The sequence below is a fragment of the Bacilli bacterium genome (assembly GCA_035326105.1).
Lineage (GTDB): Bacteria > Bacillota_I > Bacilli_A > RFN20 > CAG-826 > UBA7706.
In genome coordinates, this window is sequence record DAOKYO010000002.1 from 639,548 (window position 1) to 665,324 (window position 25,777).

Sequence of the window (25,777 nt, forward strand, 5' to 3'; positions counted from 1 at the left end):
GAATTGTAATGAAACGGCAATTTCTAGTAATGAGGTATCAGTCGCCATAATATAAAATTATTCTACTGGTTAATTGACTCCCCGAGATTGCTAACCAATGTCAATGCTCGTTTTAATGATAGTTTACTTTTAGTTATTTTAATGACCAGAGGCGTTTTAGCATACTTTTCTATGGTCGAGGCATTGCCGAACGGAATGCCGGAATCAATATATCTTCGCGGATCAAGGGCAAGAAAAACACGAATGTGTGACTTAAAGGCGACTAATGAGCAGACTATGTCACTATGGGTATAGAAACTTTCCTTATTTTTGCTGATTCGCGGCTTATAGCCATCAGTGATAAGCTTTTCTCGTAAAATTTGATAGTTGCTTATTATTTCGGGACTCAATTGGTTTATGCGCTCAATAAAGGTTAATCTCTTTTTTCTTGTTTTACCTTGCAACTCGCCAAATGGTTCTGTCGTTTTCAAAGATTTTATGGACTCGCGAATTTCGGGAATAGTTAGGAGTTTAAACTTTGATTCTTCTGTTAAGGTATTTCTATTTAGAATAATTATTTCCATAAGAAGAGTTATCCGCTCATTTAGAATCGTTTTTTCGTCTTTTAATGCCTGAATTTGCTTCCTCTTTGAGCGCGGAAAAAGCGAACGCTTATTCTTTATCATATTGCCCCGGCTCCGGCTCTTTTGATTTGTGTTTTTTGCTGTTCCATACAATCTTCCCGATAAAACGTTTCTTTGCTCTTCGCTCTAAAGAAGAACCTTCAATTTCTTCAGTATTCTCTATTGATGCATTTCGTAAATTTTCTTCTCTAACTACATTATTTTCAGTTATTGGTCCAATTAAAATACTTCTACTTTTTGAAGCCCGTCTTTTTTTCAAAAGAAGATATATTTTTCTTTCAAATATTGATGATGCAGTCAAGATCGTAACTATAGTAAGCAAAATATAAAATCCGTAGTAACTTTGCGAAAACAAGACCACAATTCCAATATCAGAAATAAGAATACGACTATACACTCCTATAATATCTTCGTAATTAACATATTTATCATCCGATCCAATATTGGCATCGCCCCGAAACAAATAAGTGTCCGTATCGCCTTTTTTAATATCATACAAGCGATGGATAATTGTTTTTCCATCTTTTTTGTAAGCATAAATTTGGTAAAGAACTATGTCTTCTTCTACCGGTTTATCATTAATGATAATAATGTCGCCAAAATCAAATTGTTGAGCTTCCATTTCAGCGGTTATATATCCCTTATTCTTATTTGTTGTACTGGTATAGCTCATCGATTTCGAAGCCACGACCAAAGTGGTGGAATCATTATATGGAAATAATTCACCGCTAAATTTTGTGTATGCCATAGTACCGATAACCGCCACACATAGCAAAATAATCAGTGAACTTATTAAACCATCCAAAAAGGTATTTCCTTTTTTAATCTTTTTAGATGAATTAACCAGGTCTTGATCATAACTACCAACGTCAATCAAAAACTTTTCTTTTATATAAAGAGCTTTTAACGCCAATATATAAAAGCAAATAACACTAACAGAAGCCACTATCATACTAATGATAGTGGCTATTTCTAAAGCACTCATAATTTTTTCTCCTCGCCATCAAAGTTGCAAGACAAATAAAAACTTTTTCTATTACTCTGAACTTTTTGCTGCTGATACGAGCAAGTAAATCTTGCATTCGCTAACAGCCTCAAGCATTGCTGCTAATTCTGCGGCGGTACCTGGCTCATTCGTATAACTAAGCGTAGGTAAAGGAATTACACCTTCTCCAGTTTCTGTTGGATCCCATGTTCCACTTTCGCTTTCAAGAGAAAATTCAATATAGTCCGCTAAAGCATTAGCCGCCCCTTCTAAATCGTCAGTTAGTGCCCAAGTATATGTAAATGTTAACTCGCTAATTTCTGTTTCTGTAACTCCGGTGTGGTTATATCCAACCGTAATACTATAAGGGTCGGGCGCCAAATCCGTTTCTGCCGGGACTTCGCCACTTTTTTCTTTAAAAGAAATAGCACCTTGATCTAATTGCAAATACCAATCTGATAAATCATCCAAAACTGTAACCGCTCCAACGCTATCGCTAGTTTGCGTGACGACCACGCTAATAAACTCGCCATCACCAGCATCCTCTGCCCCGCCAAAAATCCAGGCCGCGTAGCCCACTGAAATCAGTGATAGGCAAGAAACGGCTGTAATTAACGAAACTTTTAAATTAGTTTTTTTCATATTTTTCTCTCTTTCTTTAATTTTCCCACAAGCCCTATTTAATTAATCGGCCTCAACATCAGCATGAAGTGTTAAAGTAATTGCTTCACCAATAAGCGCATCGATCATTTCTTGATGCTCTAATATATTTGATGGTTTTAATGGTGTGTACTCTAATGCTGGAACTGAAATAGCAATTCCATCTTCCCAAGATCCACTAACACCTTCAGTCAATGAGACATACGTAGCTAGTCCACTTGATATGGTCCATTCGTAGCTAAGTACCAAGTGCGAGCCTGCTTCAGCTTCACCATTTACATCTATGGTTATTGATGGAAAAACTTCGTCGGTTTCAGCGAATCCACTTCCGGCTCGGGATTTGAACGTAATCGCCGATTGATCTAGTTCAAGATACACTTTTAGCAAGTCTTCCCGAACTTCAAAAGTAATATCATTCGATATTTCCTCTCCCGGGGTTACGTTTACTCCAACGTTAGCGGAATAATCATATATGCTTTCAACGCCAAAAATCCACGCCGCCAATCCAGTCCCGGCTAAACTCAAACAGGCCAATAGTGATAAAATTGAAATCTTCCCTGTCGCTTTTTTCATATGGTTTCCTCCTTAGAAGCGAGTTCGATTATTAGGATATATTTATTAGCTATTTTTGGGGGACATCTTGTAATGAAATAGATTTTTTTTGCATTGAAATGAAATTTTCGTTATTTACTTTTTGTAAAGTTATGTGAAAATAAAAATATGGGAGGGATTACCTTATGTATCACATTGCCCTATGCGACGATGAGAACAGTGCTTTGAACTTTTATCGGGATTTAATCAATTTGTTGGCAAAGAAAAATGGCTGGCAGATTGATATAAAAGTGTTTTCTAATGAAAACAATTTAATTCTTTTTCTCGACAAAAACCCTTTTTCTTTCGATTTGATAATATTTGATATTTTACTCGGAGCCGCTAACGGAGTGGATGTGGCAAAACTTGTACGGGAAAAAAATGACGTGGTCCAAATAATTTTTCTTACGACTTCTAAGGACTTTGCTCTTTCAGCCTTTGATGCTCATCCTTTTTATTACTTGATTAAGAACCAAGATGAAGAAAAATTTGAACAAGTATTAAATAGTGCATTTAAACATATTGAAAGTAATTCGGATGAATTATTTGTATATCAAAAGGTAAATACTACTTTTTCCATTCCGATAAAGATCATAAAGTATTTTGAAAATTTCGGGCGTGAAGTGCTGATTATTATGGATAATGCTGAAAACATAAGTTTTTATGGCGGGTTTAATTCCTTGGAAAAAAGGTTATCACCCACCCATTTTGCCCGTATAAGCCGGAATCAAATCATTAATTTTTCATACATTTATAGAGTTTCGGCCAGTAAAGTGTTTTTGCGAACAGGTGAAGTTTTAAAAATGTCCGTCCACTTTCGGGAGGCATTTGAAAAGGCCTTCAGCCATTTTCTTCTCGGGGAGTAATCAACAATGGAAATATTGTACTTTTTCTTGGCAAGTTTACCCACTCTTGCCTATCTTTTTTGGATAATAAAATTTTACCGAAAATATCTTTCATTTCGCTTTAAGCATTACATTATCGTAATTATAACTTTAGCATTGTCGGTCCTAGTCTATATATCACGTTGGGAGTTCTTTTCCTCGATTTTTTATCTTCGAGAAATCCTGCTGGTCTTTTTTTTCTATATTCAGTTTTATTTACTATTTAAAACTAATTTAAACACTTCCTTTTTTGTAAGTATCCGCTATGTATTTAAGATCTATACCTCACTGGTGTTTACTACCGCAATTATTTCCTTGATAAAAAAATCAAATGATTCGCTGGCGATGTTAGATAATTTAGAGATCCATTACTTAGCCTATGGTATGGCTATGATTATCTCCATCCTGCTATTTGTGATTTTTACAAACCTAGTTCGCACAAAAAAAATAAAGCTTTTTTTTGAAAATCCTCATATGATGCAAGCAATGTCAATTTTTCAAACAATTTCCGTAGTTTTCTTATTTTTTCTCGGTGATGGCAATCGTCACAGTTTATCCATCAGTTGGTTTAATGGTGTCTTGATTTTTTTTGCCGTTGCCATCGAAATTTTAGAATTCATTTTGAGAATAAAACTCACCGATATCAACAACGCCATTGAACTAAAAAGCAACGCCAAGTACTACGAACAGCAATTAAGTCTCCAATTAAAGCACTATCAGGATTTTGAACAATATCGCGAAGGCATCAGTCACTTTAAACATGACCACATTAAAATTCATAAAGCGATCCGCCAACTGATTTTGGAAAATAAGAATGACGCCGCTATAAGTATTTTAAATAAATTGGACGAAGATTTTTCAAATCTTACTGAATTAGAAGGACAATACTCCAATTCTTATTTAGTCAATGCCATAATCAGAGACTATAAAAAACGATTAAAAGCAATTAATGTCAGTATTGATTGCTTGCTGATGATTCCTCTAGAAATAAAAATCAGCGACATTGACCTGATTCGTCTTTTTTATAACGCACTCGATAATGCCTATGAATATTTTCATTCTCATGAGTTAATTACAAGAAAAATTATTATAGAATCAAAATACGTAAATGGTTGGTTTGTTATTTCTGTCATAAATAGCGTAGGTCATAAGATAAATAACCGTCACTCCACCAAAACGGATAAAGACAACCATGGTTTAGGGGTGAAGATATTTGATCATATAATGAATAGATACTCCGGGTTCGTCGCTTATGATAATTTTAAATTCGAAAACGATCTCTTCTATCGGGCTAATTTTCATTTTCCGTTCGTAGAAAACAAGCCCGGGCAAAATCCATCGGAAGACTAGAAGAAAAATTCAAATTATAAGACATTCGGATCCCCTGATGCAAAAATATAGGAAGCGATATCCTGTGAATAAAAATCGACAAAGGGATTCCGATTTCCTTGCTGCGAATAAATTGTATTATTGCGTTCTGTTTCATAGTAACTGACGGGGTCCTCTGCATTCCATCTTAATAGAATATCCAAATACCCATAATAAATTGAACCTTCGGTTTCTAAACTATCCCGATTTACTAACGTGAGATATGGATACATCAGTGTCATGTAAAAGAGGATTCTTGCTACATCCCCCCGATATTCGTCTCCCGGATAAAAAATTGAATTAGCGAGATATGGCCCTACTGAACTGCCGTTTTCATCACCAAAGAAATGGTCGGAATGCGAGCCGTTGGGGCTTGCAAGAGCATTCCACAAATTGTGTAAATCGCTAAAATGTCCCCGGTTAGTATTATCTGGACGATAATCAAATGAGCCATCATTTTCCACAAAATTTACATATCCATCTAAAGTACGATCAGCGTTGCTGGGCATAATGCGCATATCACTGCATGCCCATACGTGCTCACGATTTAAAGTAATGGAAAATCCATCGCCGGTGACAACTCCGCCATCGCCCCAGCCATCAAGTCCGGTGGCTGTCACTTTACGGTAACTGGTTGATCCTGGGATATCATACATGACAACTTGGCTGTCGTTGTCATATTTTGAATATACATAACGAGCATCACCATAACTGACATAATTTATTGTATTCCTTAATAGGTGTGCTAAGTCGTAAATCTCATTACTGCTGCTAGTCAAAGAAGAGTAGAAGGTTACAGTTGACCAATCAATGCTGCTTGGAGTCGATGAACCGGAAGATGTAATTGATGTAGTGCTGCTGCTTGAAACTTCGGAACTTGATGGTTCTTCGGAACTGCTCGTACTTCCTCCGTCGCCAACATAAAATTCAATTCGCGATATCCAAACGCGTTTGACCGTAGTTGAAAAAGTAAAAGTTGATGTATTTAAATTATCAAAGGTCAGTAATTGATATTCCGAACTAGTTGAATAATTTGCTGTCTGATAGATAAAATCATCTGCCTGCGTAACTCCATTGACTTGCAGTTTGCCTCCGTCGGTATTCCAAGCATGCGCTGTGACCAATACGCGAGAAAAAATCGCCGATGAAAAGGCAATCGTAAAGGCTCCACTAGCACTGCTTGTTCCAATTCTGATTGCATTTGAATCGCCGGATACTGTATTTTTGGAGTATACACTCGCAAGCGATGATAAAGTATAAGACGGTAGATTCCCCGTTGCGTCAAACTTTGCTTTTAACAAAGTATCATTTAGCGATGAGCCAAATGTGTTAGCGGCGTCACACATATTTAATTGAACCAAAGCATCCGGAGTAGCCACCCCATAAGCGGTAGTATCTTGTCTTTGGGCATTAATCTGTGAGCTGATAGTTAAAAGTGAGGAAACAACCAGTAAACTAGTAACAAATAAGAGGTCTTTTTTCTTTTTCATAGATACCTGTACTTAAATTTTTTAATGAATCAAAAAAATTATTTTGTCATTTAATTATAGCCTTATCATAAATAAGCGTCAAATTGCTGAATAAAGTAAATAATTACAACACTCATTCAACCCTAAATAAATTAACTTTTAATAGCTCAGTATTATTTGTTCTCACTATTTTTATAAGATATGACTATAGTATCTGGGGGTGAATGGAGATCTATAATGAAAATAGATAAAAGTATGATGCAAAAATTTATTGAGAAAAAGGAGGTGGCAAATAACTTATCAAATTTAACTGTAAAAGCCTATAAAGCAGATTTAAATGATTATCTTCGGTTTTATAAGGACCTAAAAGTATCAAAACCGGCGGTAATAAACTATATTGAATCGTTGAGAACGGAGCGTCAGTTAAAGGACACTTCAATAAAAAGAAAGATTATCACTTTAAATCTTTTTTTTACTTTTTTATGTGAAGAAAACAAAATAAAGGATAATCCAATAAGCAGTTTGAATTTTCATTTTAAAAAAGAAAAAAGATTACCAAAAACGCTTTCCATAAGGGAAGTTACAAATATGCTAAAAGAAATAGATAAAAAACTGACTATCGATCAAAGTAATTTCTCAACAGCACAAAATATAAGAGATGCCGCGATTTTGGATTTGCTAATTTCAACCGGCGTAAGAATATGTGAAATCGCATCCTTAAAAACGGATGATATTTTTTATAATGAACGGATCATTCTTATTCATGGCAAAGGGAGAAAGCAGAGACTTATTTATATTTCGGCTCTTCCGACTTGGCAAAGACTAAAAAATTGGATTAAACTCCGTAAGGAAGATCCCGAGATAAAACATGAGTACCTATTTGTTAATCGCTACAAAAAGCCAATATCAATTTTTGCTATTGAAGATATTTTTAACAAATACAAAAAATTGGCGAAAATTAATCCCCGCTCAACTCCGCATTACCTTCGCCATACTTTTGCTACCAACCTCTTAGCCAATGGAGCGGACATTCGAGTTGTCCAAGAATTGCTCGGACATTCAAGTATTTCCACTACCGAAATATATACAGAAGTAACTGGCAAGCGAAAAATAAAGGCTCTGCAAAAATATAACTATCGGAATAAAATTATGGATTAATTATATGAAACAAACAAAAAAGGATAAGAAATCACTTATCCTTTTTTTGATCATCAAACGCTTGCTTCATTGTAGGATTGTTCCGCGTGAGTTTTTTTATCGTCAGATCCTCGGCTTTATTATTGGCTAAACGCAAGTTATTTTCGGACGATAAAAGGGCTTCTTTCGTTTTTGTCAAATGATCTATCGTCTTATCAATCTCTTCAATCGCCCGCGTAAATCTTTCGCTGGCCAGTCGGTAGTTATTGGAAAACTTACTCTTAAAGTCATTTAACTCATCTTCAAAATGTGTAATGTCTACATTCTGATTCTTAATTTCCATCAACTGGCGCTTCACTTGTGAAGACTTTAGTGAAGCATCACGAAGGAGAGTAATGATCGGAATAAAAAATTGGGGACGGATAACATACATCTTAGGATAGCGATAAGATACATCGACAATTCCTTGATTATAAAGTTCGTTGTCGGCTTCTAAAAGTGAAACAAGAATCGCATATTCACATCCCTTTTCATTTCGATCGCGATCAAGTTCCTTAAGAAAATCTTCATTCTTATGCTTAGTCGAGGTTTCATCCATTTCATTTTTCATTTCAAACATGATGGAAACAATCTCCGAGCCATCATCCTCGTAATCCTTAAAGATAAAGTCGCCTTTACTTCCCGATTTGGCATCGTTATCTTTTTCAAAATAAGCATTTTTAAAGGCGGTGGCCCGTAACTTATTAAATTCAATATCGCAATGTTGCTCAAGCGTTTCACCCACCATCTTAGTCGAAGCCCGCGCTTTAAGGTCCTTATAGTAATCTACTTCCGTCTGTTTATCTTTTATTCGCCGTTCAAATTCTTCTTTTAGATTTTGCTCATTGATTTTCTTTAAATTCTCAGCCTGCTCTAAATCAGCTTGAAGTTTAATAATTCTCTGATTCTTTTCCTCAAGTTCTTTGGCACTCTTAGTTACCACTTCATTAATGGCCACCGATTTCCGGTCGGGTTCGCCTTCTAAACGGATTTTTAACTGCTCATTTTCCTTTTCAATCCGCGCGAGATTTTCCATCGCTGACTTTTCAGCTTGAGCTTTAACCAAATCAAGTTCCACTTTTGATTGATCAGTGGTCTTTTTTAAATCATTGGTCAACTGCGCGATCTTTCTTTCTTGATCCAAAAGCTCATTTTTATAATCGTTAACCGTCTTGGCTAACTCCGCATCTTTCTTTTGCTCGGTTTGAAGCGCAATCAACTTCTTCTGTTGTTCAATTGAACGTTCCAATTCGGCAACTTGGTTCTCAAGACGGGCCTTTTCTATAGAAAATTCCGCTTTTAATTCACTGGCTGTGGTCTTTTTTTCTTTGGAAAGCTGGTTGGTAAAATCGTTAACCTGCATAGCAAGTTTTTCTTTTTCAAGTCGTTCCTGTTCAAATTCCTTCTTCAGCCGATTTTCCAGTTCATTCAAAGCAATTTTCTTATCTGCTTCTTGCTGACGCTTTTCGGTCTCTAAAAAGGTGCGATAGGTACTCTCTTTGTTTGCTTTAATCGCTTCAATAATGGCACTATTATCAACTTTTTGTAATTCTTGAAGATCAATTATGTCGCCAACTTCACCTTTCTCTTCTAATCTTAAAGTCGAAGGATCAACAATACTTACTTTAATTTTTGCCACTTAATAGCCCTCCCTACTGATGGTTGAATATATTCATCATAATTGACTGAGCATCTTTACATTTATTATACGCTAAAACTTTATCTTATCTGCGTGATTGTTCCATCAATCATCTGATACACTCGATCACAAAATTCGGTTAGGCGTTCATCATGTGTCACCATAATGGTTGCTTTCTTTTGCTCTTTGGTTTCACGTTTTAAAAGTTCGATGACCTCAAAAGCATGTTTCGTGTCCAAACTTGCCGTGGGCTCATCGGCAAAGATAACATTAGGCCGATGATATAAGGCTTTAACAATCGCTACCCGTTGGCGTTCGCCTCCCGATAATTCGCTTGGATATTTATCGCTTAATTTGGAAATTCCCAGTTTGGTAAATAGTTCCCGTAGCCAGTCATTTTGAACCTTGCTATGGCTGATGCGGTTATAAAGAGACATTTGCTCCTTAACTTTCAAAAACGGAATCAAATTCGACGTTTGAAGAATAAAACCAATCTTCTTCAAGCGAATTTTTGAGCGCAGCTTTTCATCGAGTGAACTGAAAGGTTCTCCGTTGATAATAACTTCTCCCGTCGTTGGTGTCTGTAGTCCCCCAAGAATGGTAAGAAAAGTTGATTTTCCCGAGCCCGATGGCCCAACAATACCGACTAATTCACCCTCGTAAGCCACAAAATTTGTCGGTTTGAGAGCATAGATGGTCTCTTGAGTATTATGGAATTCTTTGGAGATATTCCGCATTTCAATTAATGGTTTCATAATTTATCCCTCTATCCTATCGCCTTTATCGGATCGACTTTTACGATTGCACCGACGGAAAATAGTCCTCCAAGGAAAGAAAACACAAAGAAACTAAGTAGTATTACTGCGTAGAATAAGATGTTGACAGCAAAGGGAACCATCCCCCCAAGGAAGAACCCAGAAACAAGCGTTAAGATAATACCGACAATAGAGCCGCTCAACATCAAAAGGAAAGTTTGTGCGAGTACCGATTTAGCAATGTAACCACTTGATATTCCTTGTGCCTTCATCACGCCAAACATACTGACTTTTTGCAAAGTTATTACGTAGATGAATATACCGAGAATAAACGCCGCCATTACGATTAAAAAGCCAATCATTATCGAGAATGTTAATACTTGAGCGGTATATCCAGGCAAAGTATAAGCAAAGTCGCTGATTGTGTAGGCTTTTAAATTAGCGCTCATTGACTGAATATCGCCCTTCACAAAAATCGCATTATAAAATGGCTGAATTCCCTGATTATAAAACCGATAATTTTGCCAGGTACTCATGTTTGTATAAACAATAGGGGCCGTTTGGAAAGTAGCCTTGGTGGTAATGCCTTTAATTTCCCAAGTTGTATCATATCCCGACAAACGGATTTGATCTCCGACGATATATCCGAGTTTAGCTAGCGACTGATCAATGATAATCTCATTGTTTTGAAGTGAAAGATCAACATATTCTCCCGGAAGATAAAATGAAAGATCGTTAACCCCAAAGACATATATTTCCTCCCGGTATTTATCTTCCTCATCAACCGCGACGCCATTTTTTGTGGCTACGGCTGGATATAAGCCTAAACGCTCCTCTTGGCCAGTGGTTATGACTATATCGTCGTCATTCAACATCGACATCATGATATTGTCATTAGCATCTTTATCCATGACAACGTAATCGGCTTGAATCTTATTCAAACCATTCGTGTAACTTGAAGCTAGACCATAGGCAAGCGAAGTCAAGAAAAAAACCATGTAGGTTATCAGAACAATCAAAATAACTACAATGCTGAATTTCTTCTTATTATGCATGATTTCTTTAATCGCCAAAAACATAATTTCACTCTCCCTTTGTTAATTCCGTTTTATTTATTGTATATCATATTTTATTTACTAAGCAATTAAGTCGCACCAAAATAAAGTTCTTTTAACTTTAAAATCGAAGTAATAATTTCGTAATTATCAATTAAATTATGTCGTTTTATGATGATTGAAAATGTAGGAAGACGACAAAACCAGCCATCGCTATTTTGCTGCATAAATATTATGGTAAATATATTAAACAATTTATTAAAAACAAAATGTAGTTTTTATGCGAGTTTAATATCTAACTAATTTTAACAAAAATTCTTGTGCTCCATCTTCTAATTTTTTATCACCCGGCTCAGGAAAACCATATCCTTAATATAACTTAATTGATTTTAGTATTTTTTTCTATAACTTATAATTAAATTACTCTATATTATTAGGAACATAAATCATTTATTTCTACTTTTCTTCACATTACAATTATAAGTTTTTGTCTTCTTCCATTAACCATCTTGTTATATCAAAAATTTTAATGCCTTCATAAGTGTATTGAGGCATTCTAGTTCTTGCAATAATAATTTTTGGATATGCATCCTTAATTTTTAACAATGGCTCATATTCTCTTTTAAATGTGTCTTCATTTTGTATATAACTACTAACTTGTATATATATTTGCCGGCTTCCTTTCGTAGCAACAAAATCAATTTCCGTAGAGTAAAGTTTGCCAACATGAACTTCTTAGCCTCTACGTAATAATTCTATACAAACAATGTTTTCATACATTATTCCAAAATCAAAATTTTTTAGGCCTAACAGAGCATATCTAAAACTTGTATCACAAAGGTAAAATTTATCATTTGTTGCCAAATACATCTTTCCCTTAATGTCATATCTTTTAATGTCATAGAAGAGAAAAGCATCACATAAATATTTTATATAGTTATTAACAGTTACGTGATTGGTAATAATTTTATCCTGTAATAAAATATTGCTAATTTTATTTGGCGAAGTTAAATTGCTAACATTGTCCATTAAAAAACCACAGATATGATCGAACAAAAACTTATTTTCCAAATTATATCTTTCAACTAAATCCCTTTTGATTATCGTTTCATAAACATCCTTTAAATAATTAACTCTATTTTTTTCATCACTGTATAGGTAAGAGCCTGGCATACCACCTTTAATAACATAGTCATCAAACAATATGTCGAAATCTTCTTTTTTTTCAAAATACGCTAAATATTCTTTAAAACTAAAAGGGAAAATATGAATTTGAATATATCTTCCCGTAAAAAGAGTTGCTAAATCTGAACTTAGCAAAAAAGCGTTTGACCCAGTTAAATAAATATCGTATTTATGCTTTGAATGAAGACTATTAATAACTAGTTCGAATTTATCACACATTTGAACTTCATCAATAAATAAGAAATTGTTCTTTCCATTTACAAATTTGGCTTCTATGTATTGTATTCATTAAGAGCATGGTATTTCTTTAGCTTTTCATTAGCTATGTCATTAACATCAATATAAATAATGTTGATATCAGTTGCATTATTTTTAAGATGCTCAATATACGATAGCATTCATTGTGACTTTCCTGAGCGCCTAATTCCGGTAATTATTTTTATTTCAGGCGTATCTTTAACACTTATCAATTGCTTTAGATAATTTTCACGGGCAATTATCTTCATAAGTATCCCCACTTTCGAAACTTTAATTTTTTTTCATTTTTGAAATCGGCCTTAAAAAATAAAAAGTCGCATCCATAGTTAAAAATGTAATATCCTAGTCTAAACATTAAGTTTAAACATATAAAAAAGCAAATCTATTGAAAATCTTATAGTTCTTACATATCAAAGATCACGTATTTTGATACATTTACTCACCCTTTAGAATCGAATTATGCTCGGCTAGATTATCCATTTAGCAAATTTAATTGTGCTGTTAAGGAACCGCAATTTTCTAAAACAACAAACCCAACCTTTTTACATAAATTTATAACTACATCATTATCGAAATCTACTAGCAACATCATTTCTTTATTTTTATTAACTTCTAATGCTTTTCTAAGTAAAGCTTCTCCGTATCCCTTACCTCGCTGCTCCTCTATAACAAATAAGTCATACGGCTCATTTTCATCAAAGCAATATGTAAAATCGATATATCCGATAACATTTTCGTTATTTATAGCTAGCAAGGTCTTAAATTTATTTTTCGCCAATACGACTCTATCGGCTGTCCAATACATATCTTTACTATGAATGTCATTATACTGTTTGAAGTATTTATTATCATAAGCAACTATCTTTTCATTATTATAATCTATTGCACATTCACTCTTATATTTCATTTTAATTTGTTCTTTTTCAAATTTTGCTTTGTTTTCGATAAGTATTTCTTTTAAATATCTGTTGCCGGGATTAAAAACAAAATCGACATTATAACCAAAATAATTTTGTTTTAAGTATTCTAATACATCTTTATAAACTTCTTTATTTTTTGATAATCCAACTAGCATTTCAATATACTTTTCGTTCGGAAGAATTAAAAAAGAAAATAATCCCGCTATTTTAGAGTCATAATTAACGCAAAATACTTTGTAATCCTTACTATTCATTGGCTTAATAAGATTGCGTTTTAACTGCTCAGGGCTTGAGAGCATTGGATCAGAAAAACTACCATCAAGCATTATTTTATCGATAAATTTCTCTATATTCCTATTTAGCGAATAAATTTGAATTATCATCTTGCTCACCTGCTTTTTTTGCGGAAGAATAATTTCGATTTTGCGGAAAAACACTACTGTTTTTTTATTTGATATCAAAATTAATCAATCACAGTATAAAATATTTTGTGTAAATAGGAAAAGTTAGAGAAAAAGATATCTTACCTCAGGTATAATCGAGTTTGAAACAAAAAATTAACTTACAGGAGACTCTTTATGTTTGATTTTACAATAAAACTTATCACAACGTTAATAGACAAAAAAGATATTACCTGATTATTTTGTTCGCACGATGAAGAAACTGTTTCCAAACTGCTTAAAATTGAGCCAACTGAATTTCTCAACTATGATACTTATGACCGAATTATCAAAACCGAGTGTAGTGAACTCAACGCCTACGCTCATCGTGATTGCAATGGTGGGTTTTCCGATCAAACCATTGCACCTTATAAACGTCGTAACGACACGCTTGAATCAACCATTACAAACTTTAAGCCACCGGATTGGCCACCGCTGAAATCGCTCAACTCATCGAGAAAATGCGTGGTCAACATTATTCTAAAAAGGCGATTTCCAATATCATATCGTCGATGATTGAAGATATTATGTCATTTAATAAAAAAAGGTTAACTTTCCGTTACGCAGTCGTATCTATCGTGATGCCACTTTTCTTGCTATTCGTCGTGAGCCCTGCACTTCACCATTGGTATTACGCCTGAAAGAAATCCTTCCGTATCACCTAAACGAATCAAGCTATAACATAGAATATGCCATTTATTGTTCATCTTTTACCTTATGATATTGATACTTATACGAATCAACATTGTATTCTTTAATCTTTGAATATTTATTGGTGTTCTCAACCAAATTGATGTTTACAGCATCGCTTAGTATATTTTGTAAGTAGTTATATTCTGAATGCTTATTTAACGATGCCATCACTGATGCAGTTCTAAAATATCTAGCTTTATCTTTAATAAATTCTGCATTGTATGAATATCCTTGTTGTTTTAGAAATAGAAAAGCAAATGCTGAAATAGTTCTGGTGTTACCTTCTCTAAAAGCATGAACTTGCCAGATACTTGCAATCATTTTTGTAAATAGATGAATAAAGTCTTCTTTTTTTAATGCCTTCCATTCTTGATTAAAATACTTTTTGTCAATGGACTCTAAGTCATTAATTATTTTGTAGTAAGGACTATACTCCCCACTCATTCCACCTAAGACAGGTTCATTCTTGTAAATATCTATCGTACGTGGTTTTCCCGCCCATTCAAAAACATTTTGAAATAGTGTTTTGTGAATAATGAATATATCCTGAGAATTATTAATTTTAATTTCACTTTTAAAAATTGAAACAAGTGCAACCTTAGTCATTCTATTTTCAAATTCTTCCAGTTTCACTTTATCTTTAAGATTGGCTTTATTGATTAAGCAATCACTATTTTCATATAAATATGGATCTTTCATTAGAGATTTCTTCCTAATGCAAACACTGCCGTTTCATAATCAATAAAATCCTGAGCATATAGACTGATGATTTTATTTGCATAATTTGATACTTCTTTACCACCGGTCAAGTTTAAAGCTTCTGCCAGAGTATTTATTTCTAATATTTTTTCTTTACTTGGTAATACAACATCAAAAGGAATACCTCTTTTTGATTCAATTTGCTTCAAATATATATTAATAGCATAGGATAAATTTATACCTAAATCACTTAATATAGATTCCACATTTTCCTTTAAATCGCTACTCACCCTAACATGTATGACATCGTTTTTCATTGATCAATCACCTCATAAGTTTTGTATCACATTTGATACACATTAATAAATCATTGTAAAATAAAACTCCCTAAAAAGGGAGTTAAGCAAGACAAATATGGTGCAGCTGACGGGACTCGAACCTGCATGCCTTTCGGCACTAGAACCTGAATCTAGCGCGTCTACCAATTTCGCCACAGCTGCAGCAAAATCAATATACTACGAAGCGCCGCCAAAAGAAACAAATAATTGCGCTTTAATCAATATAGTTGGCAATCGTGGTCATCATTGCATTGTAGTAATTAACAAAAGTGTCAACACCATTGAAGGTCGAATTAGATTCAACATCGCTTGAAAATGACGAATAGTTTCGGTAATAAGCTTGATACAGTTTGTTAAACGCCTCCAAAGAGAAATATTCACTATTAGCAAAGGACTTTACATACGCAGCATATTGATTTTGATACTCGCTAATAAGATGGTACTTACTAGAATTATCGCTCTCTTGGTTGTCAATAATTGTATACCAATATAAGGGATTATGCTGCCAGTCGCGATTAGACCCCTGCATTTTTGAATGGTAGGGCGATATGGTGGCCATGGCCTGGCCTCCATTACCGTCATATCCGACTCCAAGCGACCAATCATAATCATATGGAATAAAGTAAGCCTGACTACTTGCCGGCGAAAAATATATATAATAGTTATTTCCGTTATTTCTTAAGTCATCTTCGTTTCCGGTCAAATAACTAAGCGCCGCGTAGCGTAAAAAAGCATCCATATCAACCGCGGCTTCTAACTCATCTTTCATCACATCGGCGGAGGCATATTGGTTGGTGTTAAGAGTGACAAGAAGATTAAGTAAGGCGGTATGGGTCGACTCGTCTTCATTCGTTTTCAAATCATATTTCGGATGATAGTAATTGAATGTGTCTTCCACGCCGACACCATTGGGGTTGATGAAATATTCACCATTGCTCTCATAAAAAGCATTGTTGGGAGTTAAATCCGCCATTCCCTGCGAATTATATAGCGCCTTATATAAATCACCGGCGGCATTCTTTTTAGTAAGATATCGCCGCATAAAAGTCTTATCAATCGGCTCATTGACAGTCATAATTCCCATATTGACTATCGTGCTGCCGTTGTCAAAAGTAAAGGTTCCCAAAGTGGAATGGGGAGAGAAAGCGTTATATTTACGAAATAAACGATAAACAAATGGTTGATTAATTAAGCTCTGATCGTTGGTGTTGTTCCACTTAATGTCGATTTTTTTCATTCCAAAAAGCGTCCGATCATCACGTTCTGTCAAAGCATCTCTTCATCCGTCCATGTTTTTTTTAGACCGTGCGTTTCATAAAAATCTTCCTGCCAGGTCTCATTAAAGGATATTTTAAAACTAATCGGGGAAGAGATGGTTCCCGCACTGGCAAAATTATGACGCGAAGTATTCCCTTTGACCCGCAGTCCCACTTCATCAATTGAGTACTCGTGGTCATTCATCGTTAAAACCAGGTCTGCCGGAAGATAAAGTTCGTTTAAAGGGTCATCCTTTTGGGCTCCAAAGTCAGACATTTTTTGAATATTTTGCGCTGACATTGCAAAACTAAAACTAAGTTTAGTGTTGGGATTCCAAAAAGAAAGGTATTCCTCGCTATTGACGATATAGGCATCACTCGGTTGCGGTATGTCGGTAAAATCCTCTAACGGATCCGTAATACTGGATGAGTCAACACTGCTGCTGGAAGTTGAGCCTAAAGAGTTGTCCTCCGAGGAAAGTGATGAACTGGTATTTGTATCACTTGAGTCCTCTAAAGAAGATGAGGAACCGCCAAAGGTACAACCGGTCAGCAGGAAGGGGAGAACCGCCAATAAATGCTTTCTTTTCATCTGTAGCTCCTAATTGATAATTTCTACCTTGGTATACAAATCGTGAATTAAAGGATTCGGCTCTTCGATATGGGCAAAATAATTAGCGACGATTTCTGGAGGCACAATCAGTTCCTTGGCTCGTAAAGAGTTTTGGGCTAATGCCACGGCTAATGGTTTTTTCAAATAGACCAGATGGTGAATATCAAATTCGGGTGTCTTTTCGACAAATTCTTGGCGATACTCGTTTTTAGCATTTATCGCATCGAGAATGACGGTCACGTCATCATGAATACGCGCATAGTCATGAATTCGTTTGCGAAATGTCGCCCAAACAAATGATTCGTTAGAAAAATTCTTTCGACTCCCAAAAAATTCTTCTCGGATTGAATCGGCAGAAACAATGTAGGTGTGAGGATGACTTTTTTGATAGTTATCGGCCCAAGTGCTTTTTCCTGCTCCGGGAACGGCAGTGAGTACAATCAAGGTTTTCATGAGAAAACTCCTTTACCTTTTTAACTCTATAGGTTTATAGAAAGATTTTATCATATTTTTTTTATGATAAATATGTTTTATAAAAAAAACGCGCATAGCGCGCTCTTATTATAGTAATTTGGCAACTTCTGGATCGAGTTCTTCCGGTTTCACCGCGGAGTCAAACCTACCCACAACCTCACCATTACGATCAACCAAAAACTTGGTAAAGTTCCACCGTATACGTTTTCCGCCGCCCACGGCCGTTGCTTTTAAAAACTTGTATAACGGATCGGCCGCGGGTCCATTCACCTTAATCTTATTGAAGATTGGAAATGTCACCCCGTGCTTCAACGTGCATATTCCGACATACTCATCAATATCTTCCGGGGCCTGTCCACCAAACTGGTTGCATGGAAAATCAAGAATGACAAAATCCTGATCCTTATACTTTTTATAAAGTTCCTCTAAGGCTGGATATTGCTTGGTATATCCGCAATGCGTAGCTGAATTAATGATTAAGAGCACTTTGCCCTTGTAGGCAGCTAGACTCACATCTTCTAATTTATTATTTTTAACGATAAAATCATACACATTCATTTTTATCACCTCATGAATATAGTAGCAGTATCTTTTTCTGACTGCACTAAAGATGCTCGACCAGTATCTTCACTATGTCCTCAAGTCCTTGTTTATCTTCTTGATCAAAATTTGCTGACCGATAAGAATCAATATCCAATACCCCAAAAAATTGGTTGGGCAAAACTATTGGTAAGACGATTTCACTTTGACTACCTTCATCGCAAGCAATATGCCCGGGAAACTGGTGGACATCATCAACCAAGATTGTTTTTTGCGCGGCAGCGGCCGTTCCGCATACCCCTCTTCCCATTTCAATTGTCGTGCAGGCTACTTTTCCCTGAAAAGGTCCCAATTGCAACTGACCTTCGTTTAAAAGATAAAAGCCAACCCAGGAAAAGGAAGAAAACTCGTCCTTCAGTAAGGCTGCCGTATTAGCCAAACTGGCAATAATTGTCGGCGAATCCGTCAGTAGAGCATCGAGACTTTCCTTAACCAGTTGGTAATGCTGTTTTTTATTCATAACTTACTTCTTTCTAATGTATATTATATAATAATTATACAATAGTTATGCGGAGGCTTGCGAAATGAATGAAATGTATACCAAAACAGGAATAATGATCTCCAGTGGTGATATCAATCGCTACCCACGTCCCGCTCTTGTTCGGAACTCCTTCTTTTCCTTAAATGGCAAATGGAATATAAAAATTCTTGATCAGGCCAATAAAAGTCGCCGTGAGGGAACGATTCTTGTTCCCTTTAGCATCGAAAGTGCTCTTGGGGGATTCAAAGACCAACTCCTACCAAAGGAAACCGCCGTTTATTCAAAAGAGTTTTCCCTTCCCAAAAGTTTTGTCAAAGCAAAAGTTATTTTACATTTTGAAGCCGTCGACTATGCCGCCAAAATAAAACTTAACGGCGAAGATATATTCGTTCATCGGGGCGGCTACACCCCTTTTGAAATCGATATCGCCTCATATTTAAAGGGAACAAATACCCTGGAAGTCATAGTTTCCGATCCGACCGACAGTGGTCGGCAGGAAAGGGGTAAGCAAACTTTAAAATCACACGGCATGTGGTATAGCCCCACCTCGGGAATATATGGAGCCGTTTGGCTTGAGGCCGTCAATCCTAATTACGTTATCGATTACAATGTCACCGCCAACGTTCGCGATCAAAAAATAGTTTTTCATCTTGTCAATAGTGTGGAAAAATTTCACTATACTCTTACTGTCTACGAAAACAATACTCCCATCATCGTAAAGGAAATTGATCAACCTCTTACTGAAATTGATTTTATCGAAGGTCATCCGTGGTCACCCGATGATCCTTTCATATACACTTTCCGTCTTTACAACGATAGTGACGACATAACCGGCTATTTTGGTTTCCGCGATGTCAGCATTGGCCCCGGTCATCGGGGAAAACCAGTCATGCATCTTAATGGCAGGCCTTATTTTATCAACGGCCTGCTTGATCAGGGTTACTGGCCCGAATCGGGCTTGACGCCTCCTTCCCAAACGGCATTGAAACAGGATATCTTGCTCGCTAAAAAGTTTGGCTTTAATGCTATCCGTAAGCATATCAAGATCGAAGATAATTACTTTTATTACTATTGCGACCTTTTGGGAGTATTCGTTATTCAGGATATGCCCAGCGGCGGCGATTATCACTTCTCAATGATGACGATTGTTCCCTCTTTGGGCTTTACCCATCGTAAAGACACCAAGTACCGGTCATTTGGTCGTAAAGACGCTGGAAACCGCGAAGAGTTTATCGATATGGTAAGGACCAATGTCGGCCGTTTACAAAAACATCCTTCCATCGTTATTTGGACTATCTTTAACGAAGGTTGGGGTCAATTTGATAGCGTAAAATTAACCAACTTTGTCAAGAGCCTTGATCCGACGCGCCTAATCGACAGCGCCTCGGGTTGGTTTGACCAAAAAGCGGGCGATTTCAATAGCGTTCATCGCTACTTTAGAAAACTTAAGCCGGCGAATAAAAAAGATTCCCGGGCATATTTTATCTCCGAATTTGGCGGCTATTCATTAGCTCTTGACTTTCATCGTTTTAACGAAGAGAAAGAGTATGGTTATCGAAAATTCAAAACCACGATTGACTTAGAAAATGCTTTTATTCAATTATATCGCGAAGAGGTAATGCCCCTATTTCTTTCCGGATTAGCCGGGGTCATCTACACGCAATTATGCGATGTGGAAGAAGAGACTAATGGCCTTATTACTTACGACCGGAAGATCGAAAAAATGCACGCCGATAAAATCTATTCCATATTAAGCAAGATTCACTACTGATCTTGTTTCTCTTTAAATACGTAATCGTAATATTCAACTTCGTTTTCCGTGCCTGCGATTTTACTCATAAAATCGTAACACTGATCGCGAAGTTTTTTACTTGCCTCCACTTTGGAAAGGCTTAGATCCGGGTAAAAGGGTTTACTGAGATATATGACCATTCTCGGCTTTCTAATTTTTGGAAAAAAGAAGGCTTTTTTATATACCGTGCACATGGCCACTACCGGAGCATTAAACGAAACCGGATAACCAAACGACGCATCACTGAAAGGCCTTATTTTTGTATAAAAAGGCCAAATATGCGCCTCGGGATAAATTGCGATTATATTGTGATGACTGAGACGGTACTCCATCGCTTTCAAAAAGTTTTTCGCCCCGCCAAAGGTCTGAGGAAGAGGAAGTATTCCCAACATATTAACAAACGAACCTAAACCCTTGATCCCCACCGCGGCCGGATTGGCCACCAGTGCCACTCTTCTCCCCTGTCCAACATTGACATAGGGGATAGCCATATCAATCCAGCGCGTATGATTCCCATAGATAAAATAGCCTTTTTTCTTTAGTGAACGGACATTCTTCCGCCCTTTGACAATAATATTAAAGCCAAAGAATGTAACGATGGCCACAATTGGACTCGCAAAAAAATAGTACAGAAACCAACTCCAAAAACGATATATTTTTCCCTTGTGAATATATTTAAAGTTTTTGCTATTAATCTTTTTTTGTGGAACCCGGCTACCCGAAAAATCATCATTTAACAAATCGGAGTAATAGATGGTTTTTTTATGTCTTTTCATCATACTACTTGCGCAACAAAGAATACCGACGCGGTAAAAATCCTCCGTAAACGTTATTAATATCGCTTACTCCTACCATCGCCTGATTATCTATTTCCTTAATGTCGTTAATTAATTCCGGAGCATGACGGCGTTCGACAAATATCATCAAGATGGTACGGTCGGTATTAAAACCTTTCCCCTTGATGGAGGTAACTCCAATCTTTCGCTCATGAACGAGGTGAACTATTTCAGTAGCTTTTTCCGGAATGGCTATTACTTGTAAAAGGACCTTACCGAAGGCCAGTTTTTTCTCGATGGTCGAGCCCAAGGCTACTCCCGAAGCAAATCCGAGGGCATAGGTAATACCTTTTAATGGAAAAGTGGAGACATCATCGATGACATTGGCGGCGACAAAAACCCAAATTAAAACCTCAAAAAAGGATAAAATGGCTCCGAGCGTCTTAAACCCTCTTTGCACTAAAATTACCCGTACTGTCGAGATTGAAACCTCAAGTAATTTAGCCAGAAAAATAAATAACAACATCCACCAAGGAACCGCGGTAAAAAAGGCTATAATGGCATCCATAAGAAAGTACTCCTCATCGCTAAAGTCTGATATCATTTTACTAGAAATAAACTTTTTAACAATAAGATAGACTTATTAATCAATATTTCATTCCTCGTTTGTTATAATTGAAAACGAGGCTTAATAATGAAAAAAAGATTTAAATGGCTGTCAGTTTTATCGCTTATAACTTTAACCGCTTCCTTCAGGCTAGAAAGCTCGGTTAAACCCTTAAGAGTTGAAGGGCTCTCAACGATGAGCATTTCTACTTTTGACAAGAGTGATAGCGAGGTGAATTCCTACTATCAAGGAGTAGACGGTTATCAGGGTGAAGAGTTAAAGTCGCGTCTACACGACATCATAAAAGATCACACTGCCTACACATATTCTGAAGATGTTGACATCATGAAAATTACCGATCGCGATTGGGCGCTTTCGCCGTTAAGCCCCACGCAACTGGCCAATTGGAATCCTTCGGTTGATACTGGTATCGGCGATCCGTATTTGAAACTTTTGTATGGCGGAAATTATAACGGAACTGCTTCCGCAATCAAGTGGAGCGATGACCACACTACTGTATGGAATAAAGAGCACGTTTGGGCAAAGTCCCACGGCAATTTCGATACGAACGCCCCAGCTGGAACCGATCTTCACCACTTAATCGCCGCCGATCAGGGAATAAATAATTTTCACAGCAATTATGATTATGGTATGCCCACCGAAAATGTTGAGTCCCTGTCGGATGAACGAGGAAACCCTACGACCTCACTTCGAGGAACGAGCCTTGACTCACCAAATTATGTTGTTTTTGCTCCTCCAGAAGAGGACCGAGGGGATGTTGCCCGCGCCTTGTTCTACATGGCTACACGCTACTATGAATGGAAGAGTCTTGCCGAGCCTAAACTTGTCATCTTGGATGAGCCAACCTATACTTCAACCGCGGTTAGTTCCAGTCCAACAAGCCCGGGAAAGATGGCGTTTCTTAAAACACTGCTCCAATGGAATGAACTTGATCCCGTAAGCGATTACGAGATTCATCGTAATAATCTGATCGACATTAATTTTCAACACAATCGCAACCCCTATATCGACCATCCGGAATGGGTGAACATTGTCTATGATACGGCTTACGACGGCCCTGGAGCCACAATCGAGACGGGAAGCGCCTGCACAATCGGAAACTGCGCCAGTCAAGAAGTTAATCCCTTTGACCTGGCCAGCATCTCTTTGAATACTGACCAAGTTAAAACCGAGTATTATATCGGTGAAGCATTTAGTGGCGAGGGTTTAATTGTCACCGCCAAATTGGGCGATGGCTCGAGCCATACAGTGGATAACTATACTTCGTCTTACACCGATGGTTACTTGCTAAACGAGGCCGGAGAATTTACCGTGACTATTTCATATAGCGAAAATAATATCTTAAAAACGGCCACCTACTCAATTATGGTTCAAGCCAAGTCAATCATTCCCGGAATTGATAATACGACTCTCTATCAGATATTGGGTGCCGCTCTAATCATTATATTGTCGGTCGGCTCCACTCTTCTTACAAAGAAAAGCAAACGAAAACGGAAGAAGAATACTAAATCCAGGAAACGATAATAAAAAAACTTGATGTGTTGAGCATCAAGTTTTATTTTTTATTGAACTGCTTTAGCCGCGGCATCAGCCTTTTCCCGAGGCGTAACATTATCGGCTTCAGGAATTTCACCCGCTCTTTTAAGCGCAATCTTCGTTACGACCGGGCCGATAACTTCATAGATGATCGTTGCGGCTAAGATAACAAACAGAATCATATCGCCATAGGTCATATCGCCGAAACCGGCACCGATTAATTCCGGGAAAGTCCGCTGTGCTTGCGTCGCCAGACCAATAGCCACACCGGCTTGAGGAATAAGCATCCAGCCGAGATTTTTCTTGATTGAAGGGTCGCTCTTCGTAATCGTAGCCCCCAAGAAAGCTCCCAGGAATTTACCGCTGACCCGAGCGAGAACATAAACCGCCAAAATAATATAAAGATAAGCGTTGCCACCTTTGTTAAAGCTTAAACTTGCTCCGCTCAAAATAAAGAAGAACATAAAAAGCGGCGGTGTCCAACGATCGACTTGCTCCAGCAGTTGCTCACCATCATTCTTCCGGAAATTGACAAATGAAGCGCCAATCATCATGCAAAGAAGCAAGGAACTAAAGTTGGTCCCCCACCAGGTAATGCTTGAAACACCGACTCCCAGAAAAACAAAGAAAATCAATATCATCAAACGGTTGGCCCGGCTTTTAAAAAAGCGACAGGCGAACGAGGCGACGTATCCAAAGCAGAATCCCACCGCCAAAGAAGCGATAATAACCGTTACCGGTTTAATCAGAATACTGATGATATCAATGGCTCCGCCGTTGGCTAACACTTTGGAAATAGAAAAGAAAACCGCAAAAGAAATTAGGGCGACGGCGTCATCGAGAGCCACCACCGGTAAAAGCGTGCTGACAACCGGTCCCCGAGCCCGATATTGGCGGACAACCATCAAAGTGGCGGCCGGAGCGGTTGCGGAAGCGATAGCCCCTAAGGTAAAGGCAACCGGAAGCGGAACAATCTCGTGATTGATCAGGTGAATAATAATCAAAACCAGCATGACCAGTAACATTGCGATGACCCCTTCAAAGACGGTAATCATAATAATGTTCTTGCCCGTTTTCTTCAGAGTACCCAATTTAAAAGAAGTACCGATAGTTAAGGCGATAAACCCGAGGGCGATATCGGAAAAAACCGAAAGATTCGCGATGTCGGCGCTGCTTAATCCAAAAGAGAAATTTCCAAATTTTACATTTCCCAATAAAGTCGGTCCAAGAAGAATTCCGACCAAAAGATATCCGGTGACATTGGGAAGTTTGACAACTTTCATCAGACGAGTGGATAGAAGTCCCAATCCCAAAGCTAAAGCTAAATGAAGAACGGTAATTGATAGCGTTGTCGTCCCGCCCTCAGCAAAAATTAAAAGTGAATTAACAATTGAAAACATAATCGTCTATTAAAAACTCCCTTCATAGCCATGAAGTTCGACATCAAACATTCCACCCTTGGTAAGAGTGAAATTTTGGGTGACATCACGAACAATTGATTTGGCCCGTTCAAGATCATTGCCTTTTACCACGATATATAATGTGGTATTGGACTGATACTTGTCGTGGACAACATCGTTTAAATTACCAAACATTGGCATATCGCCAACATAGGTATCGCAGGTTATCGCGTGACGAAGACTGGCCGTGGGAATAATCGTTCCATTAAACCCGGCTTGGGAAAGCTCCTTTAACATGGCATGCATATTATCAGTGTTTTCCGAAATTACGTATAATAAATAATAACTCATAGAAAATGCACCTCATTTCACCTAGTTAGTATATACCTTTATTTGTTAAATAAAAGTGTCAATTGATAGTAATTTTACCGATTAAATTATGCAATTAAAGAATGACTTTCAATTAGTTGATCGGCTTTGTTT

26 protein-coding genes, 1 tRNA gene and 1 pseudogene are annotated in these 25,777 nt (G+C 37.0%); 6 read left to right on the forward strand and 22 right to left on the reverse strand.

Annotation, left to right across the window (positions count from 1 at the left end; translation table 11 throughout):
* Nucleotides 1–62 precede the first annotated feature (62 nt).
* Genes PKC96_07550 through PKC96_07565 form a run of 4 tightly spaced genes read right to left on the reverse strand, consistent with a single transcriptional unit; the run spans nucleotide 63 to nucleotide 2,841 of the window.
* Nucleotides 63–665, reverse strand: a complete 603-nt coding sequence (locus tag PKC96_07550) for a hypothetical protein (GenBank protein ID HMM01159.1) — start codon at nucleotides 663–665, stop codon at nucleotides 63–65.
* The gene (locus tag PKC96_07555) at nucleotides 652–1,608 is read right to left on the reverse strand and encodes a hypothetical protein (protein HMM01160.1); all 957 of its coding nucleotides are present in this window, start codon (nucleotides 1,606–1,608) and stop codon (nucleotides 652–654) included. The genes PKC96_07550 and PKC96_07555 overlap by 14 nt, the downstream gene beginning before the upstream one ends.
* A gap of 51 nt (nucleotides 1,609–1,659) precedes the next feature.
* Nucleotides 1,660–2,250, reverse strand: coding sequence for a hypothetical protein (locus tag PKC96_07560; GenBank protein HMM01161.1), 591 nt, complete (start codon nucleotides 2,248–2,250; stop codon nucleotides 1,660–1,662).
* A 42-nt stretch (nucleotides 2,251–2,292) separates the two neighbouring features.
* Nucleotides 2,293–2,841 carry a hypothetical protein gene (locus tag PKC96_07565; protein ID HMM01162.1) on the reverse strand — a complete coding sequence of 183 codons (549 nt, stop codon included), beginning with the start codon at nucleotides 2,839–2,841 and terminating at the stop codon, nucleotides 2,293–2,295.
* 164 nt (nucleotides 2,842–3,005) lie between these two features.
* Between PKC96_07565 and PKC96_07570 the strand changes: the two genes are divergently transcribed.
* Together PKC96_07570 and PKC96_07575 are read left to right on the forward strand one after the other, a co-directional pair.
* Entirely contained in the window at nucleotides 3,006–3,725 is a 720-nt protein-coding gene (locus PKC96_07570) for a LytTR family DNA-binding domain-containing protein (protein HMM01163.1), read from the forward strand.
* 6 nt (nucleotides 3,726–3,731) lie between these two features.
* Nucleotides 3,732–5,093, forward strand: coding sequence for a GHKL domain-containing protein (locus PKC96_07575; protein ID HMM01164.1), 1,362 nt, complete (start codon nucleotides 3,732–3,734; stop codon nucleotides 5,091–5,093).
* A 14-nt stretch (nucleotides 5,094–5,107) separates the two neighbouring features.
* On the opposite strand, the gene PKC96_07580 is transcribed toward PKC96_07575, so the two are convergent.
* Complete coding sequence (locus tag PKC96_07580; GenBank protein HMM01165.1) at nucleotides 5,108–6,601, reverse strand: endonuclease; 1,494 nt, start codon at nucleotides 6,599–6,601, stop codon at nucleotides 5,108–5,110.
* 216 nt (nucleotides 6,602–6,817) lie between these two features.
* Between PKC96_07580 and PKC96_07585 the strand changes: the two genes are divergently transcribed.
* Entirely contained in the window at nucleotides 6,818–7,738 is a 921-nt protein-coding gene (locus tag PKC96_07585; protein ID HMM01166.1) for a tyrosine-type recombinase/integrase, read from the forward strand.
* A 31-nt stretch (nucleotides 7,739–7,769) separates the two neighbouring features.
* Here PKC96_07585 and PKC96_07590 read toward each other — a convergent pair whose 3' ends face one another.
* From PKC96_07590 to PKC96_07610, 5 genes and pseudogenes are all read right to left on the reverse strand, one after another.
* Nucleotides 7,770–9,395: a DUF2130 domain-containing protein gene (locus PKC96_07590; GenBank protein ID HMM01167.1), complete on the reverse strand. Its 1,626-nt coding sequence runs from the start codon at nucleotides 9,393–9,395 to the stop codon at nucleotides 7,770–7,772.
* Nucleotides 9,396–9,475: 80 nt separating this feature from the next.
* A complete protein-coding gene (locus tag PKC96_07595) occupies nucleotides 9,476–10,150 on the reverse strand; it encodes an ABC transporter ATP-binding protein (protein ID HMM01168.1) in 675 nt (224 codons plus the stop codon).
* 11 nt (nucleotides 10,151–10,161) lie between these two features.
* Nucleotides 10,162–11,229, reverse strand: a complete 1,068-nt coding sequence (locus tag PKC96_07600) for an ABC transporter permease (protein HMM01169.1) — start codon at nucleotides 11,227–11,229, stop codon at nucleotides 10,162–10,164.
* A 453-nt stretch (nucleotides 11,230–11,682) separates the two neighbouring features.
* Nucleotides 11,683–12,896, reverse strand: a pseudogene (locus PKC96_07605) (ATP-binding protein).
* Between the two features lie 224 nt (nucleotides 12,897–13,120).
* Entirely contained in the window at nucleotides 13,121–13,951 is an 831-nt protein-coding gene (locus tag PKC96_07610) for a GNAT family N-acetyltransferase (GenBank protein ID HMM01170.1), read from the reverse strand.
* A 482-nt stretch (nucleotides 13,952–14,433) separates the two neighbouring features.
* On the opposite strand from PKC96_07610, the gene PKC96_07615 reads away from it, so the two are divergent.
* Nucleotides 14,434–14,649 (forward strand): transposase, encoded by a 216-nt coding sequence (locus tag PKC96_07615; protein HMM01171.1) that lies wholly within the window; start codon nucleotides 14,434–14,436, stop codon nucleotides 14,647–14,649.
* 55 nt (nucleotides 14,650–14,704) lie between these two features.
* Here PKC96_07615 and PKC96_07620 read toward each other — a convergent pair whose 3' ends face one another.
* The 8 genes from PKC96_07620 to PKC96_07655 all read right to left on the reverse strand — a co-directional run bounded on the left by PKC96_07620 (nucleotide 14,705) and on the right by PKC96_07655 (nucleotide 19,141).
* Nucleotides 14,705–15,400: a Fic family protein gene (locus PKC96_07620; protein ID HMM01172.1), complete on the reverse strand. Its 696-nt coding sequence runs from the start codon at nucleotides 15,398–15,400 to the stop codon at nucleotides 14,705–14,707.
* Complete coding sequence (locus PKC96_07625; protein HMM01173.1) at nucleotides 15,400–15,717, reverse strand: type II toxin-antitoxin system RelB/DinJ family antitoxin; 318 nt, start codon at nucleotides 15,715–15,717, stop codon at nucleotides 15,400–15,402. Before PKC96_07625 ends, PKC96_07620 begins: the two co-directional genes overlap by 1 nt.
* Before the next feature lie 98 nt (nucleotides 15,718–15,815).
* Nucleotides 15,816–15,900: transfer RNA gene (locus PKC96_07630), tRNA-Leu, on the reverse strand.
* A 52-nt stretch (nucleotides 15,901–15,952) separates the two neighbouring features.
* On the reverse strand, nucleotides 15,953–17,008 hold the full coding sequence (locus tag PKC96_07635) for a CotH kinase family protein (GenBank protein HMM01174.1): 1,056 nt from the start codon (nucleotides 17,006–17,008) through the stop codon (nucleotides 15,953–15,955).
* Nucleotides 17,005–17,586 carry a hypothetical protein gene (locus tag PKC96_07640; GenBank protein HMM01175.1) on the reverse strand — a complete coding sequence of 194 codons (582 nt, stop codon included), beginning with the start codon at nucleotides 17,584–17,586 and terminating at the stop codon, nucleotides 17,005–17,007. The genes PKC96_07635 and PKC96_07640 overlap by 4 nt, the downstream gene beginning before the upstream one ends.
* A gap of 9 nt (nucleotides 17,587–17,595) precedes the next feature.
* The gene (locus tag PKC96_07645) at nucleotides 17,596–18,060 is read right to left on the reverse strand and encodes an ATP-binding protein (protein HMM01176.1); all 465 of its coding nucleotides are present in this window, start codon (nucleotides 18,058–18,060) and stop codon (nucleotides 17,596–17,598) included.
* 108 nt (nucleotides 18,061–18,168) lie between these two features.
* Nucleotides 18,169–18,639: a glutathione peroxidase gene (locus tag PKC96_07650; GenBank protein ID HMM01177.1), complete on the reverse strand. Its 471-nt coding sequence runs from the start codon at nucleotides 18,637–18,639 to the stop codon at nucleotides 18,169–18,171.
* 46 nt (nucleotides 18,640–18,685) lie between these two features.
* Nucleotides 18,686–19,141, reverse strand: coding sequence for a GAF domain-containing protein (locus tag PKC96_07655; GenBank protein HMM01178.1), 456 nt, complete (start codon nucleotides 19,139–19,141; stop codon nucleotides 18,686–18,688).
* 64 nt (nucleotides 19,142–19,205) lie between these two features.
* Between PKC96_07655 and PKC96_07660 the strand changes: the two genes are divergently transcribed.
* A complete protein-coding gene (locus tag PKC96_07660; protein ID HMM01179.1) occupies nucleotides 19,206–20,933 on the forward strand; it encodes a glycoside hydrolase family 2 TIM barrel-domain containing protein in 1,728 nt (575 codons plus the stop codon).
* On the opposite strand, the gene PKC96_07665 is transcribed toward PKC96_07660, so the two are convergent.
* Entirely contained in the window at nucleotides 20,927–21,733 is an 807-nt protein-coding gene (locus tag PKC96_07665) for a 1-acyl-sn-glycerol-3-phosphate acyltransferase (protein HMM01180.1), read from the reverse strand. The genes PKC96_07660 and PKC96_07665 overlap by 7 nt on opposite strands.
* 1 nt (nucleotide 21,734) lies before the next feature.
* A complete protein-coding gene (locus tag PKC96_07670) occupies nucleotides 21,735–22,298 on the reverse strand; it encodes a DUF5698 domain-containing protein (protein ID HMM01181.1) in 564 nt (187 codons plus the stop codon).
* 126 nt (nucleotides 22,299–22,424) lie between these two features.
* Here PKC96_07670 and PKC96_07675 point away from each other — a divergent pair, with 126 nt between their 5' ends.
* Nucleotides 22,425–23,882 carry an endonuclease gene (locus tag PKC96_07675; GenBank protein HMM01182.1) on the forward strand — a complete coding sequence of 486 codons (1,458 nt, stop codon included), beginning with the start codon at nucleotides 22,425–22,427 and terminating at the stop codon, nucleotides 23,880–23,882.
* A 38-nt stretch (nucleotides 23,883–23,920) separates the two neighbouring features.
* On the opposite strand, the gene PKC96_07680 is transcribed toward PKC96_07675, so the two are convergent.
* Both PKC96_07680 and PKC96_07685 read right to left on the reverse strand, forming a co-directional pair.
* Nucleotides 23,921–25,294, reverse strand: coding sequence for a cation:proton antiporter (locus tag PKC96_07680; protein HMM01183.1), 1,374 nt, complete (start codon nucleotides 25,292–25,294; stop codon nucleotides 23,921–23,923).
* A 9-nt stretch (nucleotides 25,295–25,303) separates the two neighbouring features.
* Nucleotides 25,304–25,645 (reverse strand): hypothetical protein, encoded by a 342-nt coding sequence (locus PKC96_07685; protein HMM01184.1) that lies wholly within the window; start codon nucleotides 25,643–25,645, stop codon nucleotides 25,304–25,306.
* Nucleotides 25,646–25,777 lie beyond the last annotated feature (132 nt).

Coding starts and splice junctions, on each gene's coding strand:
- PKC96_07665 (HMM01180.1), bottom strand. CDS start 21,733: ATGATGAAAAGACATAAAAAAACCATCTATTACTCCGATTTGTTAAAT.
- PKC96_07660 (HMM01179.1), top strand. CDS start 19,206: ATGAATGAAATGTATACCAAAACAGGAATAATGATCTCCAGTGGTGAT.
- PKC96_07680 (HMM01183.1), bottom strand. CDS start 25,294: ATGTTTTCAATTGTTAATTCACTTTTAATTTTTGCTGAGGGCGGGACG.
- PKC96_07600 (HMM01169.1), bottom strand. CDS start 11,229: ATGTTTTTGGCGATTAAAGAAATCATGCATAATAAGAAGAAATTCAGC.
- PKC96_07560 (HMM01161.1), bottom strand. CDS start 2,250: ATGAAAAAAACTAATTTAAAAGTTTCGTTAATTACAGCCGTTTCTTGC.
- PKC96_07650 (HMM01177.1), bottom strand. CDS start 18,639: ATGAATGTGTATGATTTTATCGTTAAAAATAATAAATTAGAAGATGTG.
- PKC96_07575 (HMM01164.1), top strand. CDS start 3,732: ATGGAAATATTGTACTTTTTCTTGGCAAGTTTACCCACTCTTGCCTAT.
- PKC96_07620 (HMM01172.1), bottom strand. CDS start 15,400: ATGAAAGATCCATATTTATATGAAAATAGTGATTGCTTAATCAATAAA.
- PKC96_07580 (HMM01165.1), bottom strand. CDS start 6,601: ATGAAAAAGAAAAAAGACCTCTTATTTGTTACTAGTTTACTGGTTGTT.
- PKC96_07565 (HMM01162.1), bottom strand. CDS start 2,841: ATGAAAAAAGCGACAGGGAAGATTTCAATTTTATCACTATTGGCCTGT.
- PKC96_07640 (HMM01175.1), bottom strand. CDS start 17,586: ATGAAAAGAAAGCATTTATTGGCGGTTCTCCCCTTCCTGCTGACCGGT.
- PKC96_07675 (HMM01182.1), top strand. CDS start 22,425: ATGAAAAAAAGATTTAAATGGCTGTCAGTTTTATCGCTTATAACTTTA.
- PKC96_07655 (HMM01178.1), bottom strand. CDS start 19,141: ATGAATAAAAAACAGCATTACCAACTGGTTAAGGAAAGTCTCGATGCT.
- PKC96_07595 (HMM01168.1), bottom strand. CDS start 10,150: ATGAAACCATTAATTGAAATGCGGAATATCTCCAAAGAATTCCATAAT.
- PKC96_07610 (HMM01170.1), bottom strand. CDS start 13,951: ATGATAATTCAAATTTATTCGCTAAATAGGAATATAGAGAAATTTATC.
- PKC96_07670 (HMM01181.1), bottom strand. CDS start 22,298: ATGGATGCCATTATAGCCTTTTTTACCGCGGTTCCTTGGTGGATGTTG.
- PKC96_07625 (HMM01173.1), bottom strand. CDS start 15,717: ATGAAAAACGATGTCATACATGTTAGGGTGAGTAGCGATTTAAAGGAA.
- PKC96_07570 (HMM01163.1), top strand. CDS start 3,006: ATGTATCACATTGCCCTATGCGACGATGAGAACAGTGCTTTGAACTTT.
- PKC96_07645 (HMM01176.1), bottom strand. CDS start 18,060: ATGAAAACCTTGATTGTACTCACTGCCGTTCCCGGAGCAGGAAAAAGC.
- PKC96_07550 (HMM01159.1), bottom strand. CDS start 665: ATGATAAAGAATAAGCGTTCGCTTTTTCCGCGCTCAAAGAGGAAGCAA.
- PKC96_07555 (HMM01160.1), bottom strand. CDS start 1,608: ATGAGTGCTTTAGAAATAGCCACTATCATTAGTATGATAGTGGCTTCT.
- PKC96_07585 (HMM01166.1), top strand. CDS start 6,818: ATGAAAATAGATAAAAGTATGATGCAAAAATTTATTGAGAAAAAGGAG.
- PKC96_07685 (HMM01184.1), bottom strand. CDS start 25,645: ATGAGTTATTATTTATTATACGTAATTTCGGAAAACACTGATAATATG.